Genomic DNA, 5779 nt, shown 5'->3' on the forward strand with positions numbered 1-5779 from the left:
GGGGGCGCGCGCGGGGGGGGGGGGGGGGCCGGCCCGTCGCCGTACGGGGCGGGTCAGCCCTTGCTGATCTCCCAGAAGCGGAAGACGGTCGAGGCGTCGAGGGACCACTGCAGGCCGGTCACGTTCTGGCGGGTGACGGCGTACTGCTTGCCCTGCCAGAGCGGGAGGATCGGGAGCTCGTCGGCGACGATGTCCTGGAGGCGGTTGTAGTCCGTGTTGGCCGCGGTGCGGTCGGACTTGGCGGAGGTCGACGGGATGATCGTCCCGGTGATCTCCTTGTTGTCGTAGTTGTTGCGCAGGACGTTGTCCGGGCCGAAGAACGGCTGGGTGAAGTTGTCGGCGTCCGGGTAGTCCGGCACCCAGCCCTTCACGTAGACGCCGTACTTGCCGTCCTGGATGTCCTTCTCGTACTGGTCGTACTCGACGGACTTCATGTCGGCCTCGAACAGGCCGCTGTCGTTGAGCTGCTTGGCGATGACCTGGAACTGCTGGTCGGTGGAGGGGCCGTAGCGGGACGGCGTGGAGTACAGGGTGAGCTTGACCTTGCCGTTGATGCCGGCGGCCTTGAGGACGGCCTTGGCCTTGTCCACCTGAGGGCTGCCGCCGTAGCGGTCGAAGAAGGGCGTGGTGTGTCCGGCGATGCCGGCGGGGACGATCGAGTAGAGCGGGGCGGCGGTGCCCGCGTACACGTCCTTGACGAGCGCCTCGCGGTCCACGAGGTAGGCGATGGCCTTGCGGACGGGGAGCTTGCCGACGACCGGGTCGTTCACGTTGAAGACCATGTGCTCGACCTCTGCGCCGGTGCCCTGGACCACGTCGACCTTGTTGTCGCCGGTCTTGACGGCGGAGAGGGCGGCGATGTCCTTGGCGGCCAGGCCGCGGAAGGCGAAGTCGACGTCGCCGCTCTCGAGGACGGTCTTGAGGGCGGCCTGGTCGCCGTTGAAGAACTTCAGCGTCACGCCGGTGTTCTTGGCCTTGGCCTTGCCGGTGTAGGAGTCGTTGACCGAGAAGCTGGCGCTCTTGTCGTTGAAGGCGTCCAGCTTGTAGACGCCGGAGCCGACGGCCTTGTTGTCCGTGCGGAGCTTGTCCGCCGGGTACTCGGCGTGGTCGACGATGGCGCCCGCACCCGAGGCGATCTTGCTCGGGAAGGTTGCGTCGGACGTCTTGAGGCGGAAGACGACGGTCTTCTCGTCGGGTGCGTCGATACCGGCGATCGACGCGAGCATCACGGCCGGGCCGTTCTCGTCGTTGATCTTCAGGGTGCGCTCGAAGGAGTACTTGACGTCCTTGGAGGTCAGGCTGTGGCCGTTGCTGAACTTCAGGCCGGGGCGCAGGACGCACTTGTAGACCTTGCTGTCGCCGCCCTCGAAGTTGCAGGCCTGCGCGGCGTCGGGCTCCGGCGTCGTGCCGCCCTTGGGGAAGCTCAGCAGCGACTGGAAGACGTTGTTGAAGAGCAGCCAGGAGCCGGGGTCGTAGCCCGACGCGGGGTCGGTGGACTTCACCTTGTCGGATATGCCCATGACCACGCCCTTGGCGTCGCCGGCACTGGCTCCGTCGGTCGAGCCGCAACCGCTGAGCAGCGCGGCGGCGGTGGCTGCGCCGAGCGGGGCCGCCAGCCACTGGTTACGTCGATTCACGCGAACGTCCTTCACAGTCGAACTGTTTCGTTGCCCGGCCCGCGACACCCGCTGCCGGTCGTTGCCTTCTCAGCCGCTAACGCCGCGGCCGAGCTCCCACAGCTGGAGGTCGGAGATGGCGTTGACCGACCACTCCACTCCGGTGATCCCGTCGCGTGCGGCGACGTACTGCTTGCCCTGCCACAGGGGCAGGACGGGCACGTCCTCGGCGACGATGTCCTGCATCTCCGTGATCGCGGGGACGGCGACGTTGCGGTCGACGGCGCGCCGGGATTCGGGGAGGAGCCTGGTGCGCACCGCGCTGTTGGCGTACGGCGTGCCCAGGAAGTTGTCCTGCTCCAGGAACGGGGCGAGGAAGTTGTCGGCGTCCTGGTAGTCGGGGAACCAGCCGAGCCCGTAGGCGGCGTGGTCGCCCTGCTTCTGGGCCGGGCGGAAGTCGGCCCAGTCGGTGCCCTGGACGGTGATGTCGAACAGCTGGGTGGAGTTGAGCTGGGCCTTGAGGGCCTCGAACTCGGCTGCCGTGCCGTCGCCGTAGTGGTCGTTGGTGTAGTGCAGCGTCAGCTTGACCGGGGTCTTGATCCCGGCGTCCTTCAGCAGGGCGGCGGCCTTGGCGGTGTTGGCCTCGCCGTACTTGCTGTAGAAGGAGTTGACGTGGCCGGTGACGGCGGTGGGGACCAGGGAGTAGAGCGGCTGCGCGGACTTGCCGTAGACCTTGGAGATGAGGGCGTTGCGGTCGACGGCGGCGGCGAGGGCCTGGCGTACGGCCTTGTCCTTGACGACCGGGGCCTCGGTGTTGAAGCCGAGGTAGCGGATCTCCATGCCGGGCATCGGGACGAGCTTGACGCCCTTGGGGGGCTTGGCCGCGAACTCGGTGATCTGGGCGGGCGACAGGGTGCGGGAGACCACGTGGATCTTCCCGTCGGTGAGCGCCTTGCCCATGGCCGCGGAGTCCCCGAAGGTACGCAGTTCGACCTTGTCGTTCTGGAGCTTCAGGTCGCCCTTGTAGTTCGGGTTCTTACTGAAGACGGCCCGGACGAGCTGGTTGTCCTTGACCTCGGCCTTCATCGTGTACGGGCCCGAGCCGTCGACGTCGAAGCCGTCGCGGAGCTTCTTGGCGTCGTAGTGCTTCTCGCTGACGATGCCGGTGGCGGGGGTGGAGAGCTTGTACGGGAAGGTCGCGTCCGGGGTCTTCAGGTGGAAGACGACGGTGTCGGCGCCCTTGGCCTCGACGTTGTCGAGGTTGGAGAGCAGGGCGGACGGGCCGTTCTCGTCCTTGATGGCGCGGACGCGGTCGATGGAGAACTTGACGTCCTTGGCGGTGAGCGGGTCGCCGCTCGCGAACTTGAGCCCGGGGCGCAGGGTGCAGCGGTAGCTCTCGTTGCCGGTGTCGGTGAAGCGGCAGTCGGACGCTGCTTCGGGGACGGGCTGGCCGCCGCCGCGCGGGGTGTGCATCAGGGTCTGGACGGTCTGGCGCAGGACGTTCCAGGCTCCGGCGTCGTACGCGTAGGCCGGGTCGAACGGGGCGGGGGCGTACTCGGCGGCCTCGAACCGGTCGGTGGTCCCGACGACGATCGCTCCGGATCCCGCTCCTCCGCCGCTGGCGCTGCCGCATGCGGCGAGCGTGGGCGTGAGCAGTCCGGCCGCGGCCGTCAGCACCATGGTCTTGCGGTTCATGCTGGAAGTACTCCCTGTAACCGGCACTTGCTCAAAGCGGCGTAAAGGGCACTTCGCGACGGTCGCCCGTTCAGGGCGGAACGATCGGGCCGGTGTAGTGACGATCGGTCCACGCGGTCCCGTGCACAGGGGTGTGTGCCCGGACGGCTGAGGTGTGACGCGGTGCCCGGATCGACACTAGTGGGCCGGGACGGGATGGCTGGAACTGGCCTGACTTGGGGCGTATTCGCACCGTGATGGGAGCGGACTGGCTGTCTATGGGGAGGTCGCTCCGGATTCGGTCAGGAGCTGATCAATCCGGACACAAGGGAAGGCACAGGAGGCCTGGGACAGGCGCGTCGGGGGCTTGACGGGTGACGAACGTCACCCGGGACAACTGCCCCGGAGAGGATGGAATTTCAGCCTCCGGGGCATTCGACGGAAGATCCTCCCGCAGGACCTTGGCCTTGCGGTCGTACCGTTCGGTACAGAGCGTGTGCGGGGTGTACCGGTGCGTGGCGTCGGAGGGCGCATGCGCGGCGCTCGGCGCTCGGCCCAGCGGACTCGGCCCAGGGGACTCGGCCCAGCGGACTCGGCTCAGCGGACTCGGCTCAGCGGGTCGGCTCAGGGCGCTCAGTCGGTTCAGAGCGCTCAGTTCAGCGGGCTGATGAGGGACCGGAGGAACGGCAGGTCGACGTCCTCCAGCGAGCGGACGATCGTCCGGCCGGGGGCGGGCTCGATGCGCCCGACGGAGGGGACGGCCACGACCCGGCAGCCGGCGGCCTCCGCGGCGGCGACGCCGGTGGCGGTGTCCTCGATGACGGCGCACCGGGCGGGGTGCGCGCCGAGGGAGTTCGCGGCGAGCAGGTACGGGTCGGGGTGCGGCTTGGTACGGGCGACCTCGTCCCCGGCGACCGTCATCGTGAAACGGTCACGGCCGAGGGTGAGCAGCACCTGGTCGATGACGCGGCGGTGCGAGGCGGAGACGAGGGCGGTCGGCACGTTGTGCCGGGCCAGTTCGCTCAGCAGCCGCTCGGCGCCGGGCATGAGGGGGACCTGGTCGGCGATGCGGGCCTCGAAGCGCTCGTTGAGGAGCACGCTGAGCTCGGCGAGGCCGATGGCGGCGCCGGTCGCCTGGATCAGGAAGGCGGCGCTGCGGCTCATGGGGCCGCCGACGACCACGTCGCGCCAGGATTCTTCGAGCCGGTGTCCGAGCTCGCGGAAGATGTCCGCCTCGATCTCCCACCAGAAGCCCTCGGTGTCGACGAGGGTGCCGTCCATGTCCAGCAGCACCGCCTGCAGGGCGTGCCCGTCGGCCGTACGGACCACGGGGACGGGAACGGTGCTTGTCATGGCACGCCTCTCTCAGGGGACGAGAAGGCCGGTCACCTCCACCCGCGGGACATGCCCTCGGGAACAGGTGACCGGCCTGTATGGGACCGACCAGTGTACGCCCGTCCGCCTCAGCGTGCGTTGAAATACTTCGCTTCGGGGTGGTGAATCACGATCGCGTCGGTGGACTGCTCCGGGTGGAGCTGGAACTCCTCCGAGAGGTGGACGCCGATCCGCTCCGGCTGGAGGAGGTCGGCGATCTTGGCGCGGTCCTCCAGGTCGGGGCAGGCACCGTAGCCGAGGGAGAAGCGGGCACCTCGGTACTTGAGGTCGAACATGTCCTCGACCTTGTCCGGGTCCTCGCCGCCGAAGCCGAGTTCGGCGCGGACGCGGGCGTGCCAGTACTCGGCCATGGCCTCGGCGAGCTGGACGGACAGGCCGTGCAGCTCGAGGTACTCGCGGTAGGAGTCGGACTCGAACAGCTTGGCCGTCGCCTCGCCGATCTTCGACCCCACGGTGACCACCTGGAGGCCGACGACGTCGGTCTCGCCGGACTCCTCGGGGCGGAAGAAGTCCGCGAGGCACAGGCGGCGGCCCCGGCGCTGGCGCGGGAAGGTGAAACGGGTCCGCTCGTTGCCGGCCTCGTCGAGGATGATCAGGTCCTCGCCCTTGGACACGCAGGGGAAGTAGCCGTAGACGACGGCCGCCTCCAGCAGGTTCTCCGTGTGCAGCTTGTCCAGGAGTCCGCGCAGGCGCGGACGGCCCTCGCTCTCGACGAGCTCCTCGTACGTGGCGCCGCCGGCGCGGGCCTGCTTGAGGCCCCACTGGCCCTTGAACAGGGCGCCCTCGTCCAGCCAGGAGGCGTAGTCCTTGAGCGGGATCCCCTTGACCACGCGGGTGCCCCAGAACGGCGGAGTGGGGACGGGGTTGTCGACGGACACGTCCGAGCGGCCGCCCGGCTCCTCCGCCTCCTCCACCTGCAGGACGGGAGTGTCCCTCTTGGCGACGCGGCGCTGCTTGAGCTCGGGCAGCGACGCGCCGGGGACGCCGCGCTTCACGGCGATGAGGGCGTCCATCAGGCGCAGGCCTTCGAAGGCGTCGCGGGCGTAGCGGACTTCGCCCTCGTAGATTTCGTGGAGGTCCTGTTCGACGTAGGC

General features: G+C 68.9%; 4 protein-coding genes. All 4 read right to left on the reverse strand.

The window, feature by feature from the left end:
• Positions 1-53 precede the first annotated feature (53 nt).
• The gene (locus AB0D48_RS36890) at positions 54-1637 is read right to left on the reverse strand and encodes an ABC transporter substrate-binding protein (RefSeq protein WP_362407565.1); all 1584 of its coding nucleotides are present in this window, start codon (positions 1635-1637) and stop codon (positions 54-56) included.
• A gap of 69 nt (positions 1638-1706) precedes the next feature.
• The gene (locus tag AB0D48_RS36895; protein WP_362407568.1) at positions 1707-3311 is read right to left on the reverse strand and encodes an ABC transporter substrate-binding protein; all 1605 of its coding nucleotides are present in this window, start codon (positions 3309-3311) and stop codon (positions 1707-1709) included.
• 630 nt (positions 3312-3941) lie between these two features.
• Positions 3942-4643 carry an HAD family phosphatase gene (locus tag AB0D48_RS36900; protein ID WP_362407571.1) on the reverse strand — a complete coding sequence of 234 codons (702 nt, stop codon included), beginning with the start codon at positions 4641-4643 and terminating at the stop codon, positions 3942-3944.
• A gap of 110 nt (positions 4644-4753) precedes the next feature.
• The coding region (locus AB0D48_RS36905; RefSeq protein ID WP_362407574.1) for a vitamin B12 dependent-methionine synthase activation domain-containing protein at positions 4754-5779 on the reverse strand (1026 nt) is incomplete at its 5' end.

The organism is Streptomyces sp. NPDC048269 (assembly GCF_040652395.1).
Lineage (GTDB): Bacteria > Actinomycetota > Actinomycetes > Streptomycetales > Streptomycetaceae > Streptomyces.

Coding starts and splice junctions, on each gene's coding strand:
- AB0D48_RS36895 (WP_362407568.1), bottom strand. CDS start 3,311: ATGAACCGCAAGACCATGGTGCTGACGGCCGCGGCCGGACTGCTCACG.
- AB0D48_RS36900 (WP_362407571.1), bottom strand. CDS start 4,643: ATGACAAGCACCGTTCCCGTCCCCGTGGTCCGTACGGCCGACGGGCAC.